The following is a 2,165-nucleotide window of genomic DNA, read 5'->3' on the forward strand; positions in this document are numbered from 1 at the left end:
TTAATCAATTTAGGAATATGCGCTATATTATCACAACTTTCGCTCGGCATCACTCTAAGGTATATGCACGGTGGAATAATAGGAAACGCACTAATTAGTAACTATCCGTTTTATATATTCACAGTAGCAGTGTCAGCAGGTACTGTAGGATTAATTGGCTGGAAGAGAACGATTTACTTTACATTTTCCTTGTGTAAAAAAACAGCTTTACTTTTTGCAAATGTTCTGTTTTTCAGGTTACGTAAAACTACTAAACATTCTATTGCATCATCAGTAGTAGAAGAAAAACATAGAGCTCAAATTGCTACCAGACAACAACCAAAAAAGAGGCAAGGAAAAGCCACTGGAGAGATTTTTAAACCTTCTAATGGGTTTGAGTTTCCAAGTATTCATTTACTTTCCAAAGCAGAAGAGTCCTTGCAGAGAAAACAGCTAAACGAAATGGAGAGCAATAAGAATTTATCCTTGCTGGAGCAAGTTCTAAATGATTTTGGCGTGCAAGGGAAAATCATCAATGTATGTTACGGCCCGGTTGTAACTTTATACAAACTTGAGCCACAGGCTGGCACAAAGTCTGCAAGAGTAATTGGTCTTGCAGATGACATTGCACGTTCAATGAGTGCGCTCTCTGCGCGTATTTCAATAATTCGTGGACAAAACGCCATGGGAATAGAATTGCCAAACAAGGAGAGGGAAATTGTCATGCTGCGTGACTTACTCGAGTCGCCGGAATATCAAAATGCAAACCTAAATCTTCCAATTGCGCTTGGCAAAGAAATAAGCGGAAAATCAGTTATTGCAGATTTAGCCAAAATGCCACACTTGCTTGTTGCTGGAACCACAGGATCGGGTAAGTCAGTTGCAATTAACACCATGATTCTTTCACTCGTTTATCGATTAAATCCCAATGAATGTAAGATGATAATGATCGATCCCAAAATGCTTGAGCTTTCAATATATGATGCAATACCGCATCTAATAACACCAGTAGTAACAGAGCCAAAAAAAGCTGTTACTGCTCTTAAGTGGATAGTAAAAGAGATGGAAAATCGCTATCGTATGATGTCGTATTTAAATGTACGCAATGTGATAAATTATAACCAAAAAATCACAGAAGCGATGAATAGTGGGATAGAATTGGAACGTGTTGTGCAAATTGGATTTAACTCAACAACAGGCAAACCCTTATTTGAAAAAATACCAATTAAGATGGAAACATTTCCATATATCGTGGTGATCGTGGATGAAATGGCAGATTTGATGCTTGTTGCTGGCAAAGAAATAGAATGCTCTATTCAGCGTTTAGCGCAAATGGCTAGGGCTGCAGGAATACACATCATAATGGCAACACAACGTCCATCTGTAGATGTGATAACAGGTGTGATAAAGGCAAACTTCCCAACGAGAATCAGTTTTGCTGTGACTTCTAAAATAGATAGCAGAACAATACTTGGTGAACAGGGGGCTGAACAATTGCTCGGTATGGGTGACATGCTCTATATGGTTTCTGGTGGTAAGATTATTAGAGTTCACGGCCCTTTTGTGAGCGATAATGAAGTGCAAAATATAGTCGATCACCTAAAAACGCAAGGTGAGCCAAACTACATGGAGGAAATCACCAAAGAGGATGAAAATTCCTCTACAGAATTAAACGGTGAAACAGAGGATGAAGAGAACGACCTGTACAACCAAGCAGTGGCTATCATTCAGAGAGATAAAAAGGTTTCAACTAGTTACATTCAACGGCAACTTAGAATAGGTTATAATAGAGCTGCAAATATTGTCGAAAGAATGGAAAAAGAAGGTATTATCAGCGCCCCAAACTACTCGGGAAAGAGAGAGATACTGATAGAATAGACTTCTTGCATAGTTTTCGGCAGCTCGTTGAATGAAACAAAAACTGCTTGACAACCTTCGCCATTACCCTTATCATAGCACTGAGGCTATTATTTATCTTCAGTCCTTGTAGATTAAACGACAGAAAACTCAATGTACTTGACTTCTTATGTTTAATTTTTTGCACTATATTTACCTCATGTCTTTATAAACTTTCAAAGTTTTTACTTAAATATAAGCTAAAATACGCTTGTTAAAGTGTTTAAGATATCATCCAACACCGGATTTTAAAATAGAGAGAGGAATAACTAGCTAACAGGGTTTTTTTT

The 2,165-nt window shown here is 37.7% G+C and carries 1 protein-coding gene; it reads left to right on the forward strand.

What is annotated here, in order from left to right:
- Nucleotides 1-1,857: DNA translocase FtsK (locus IHO13_RS05305; protein WP_225538604.1), on the forward strand; the 1,857-nt coding region annotated here is incomplete at its 5' end.
- Nucleotides 1,858-2,165: the final 308 nt, after the last annotated feature.

Origin of the sequence: Wolbachia endosymbiont of Mansonella perstans, from assembly GCF_020278605.1 — a bacterium.
Classification (GTDB): domain Bacteria; phylum Pseudomonadota; class Alphaproteobacteria; order Rickettsiales; family Anaplasmataceae; genus Wolbachia.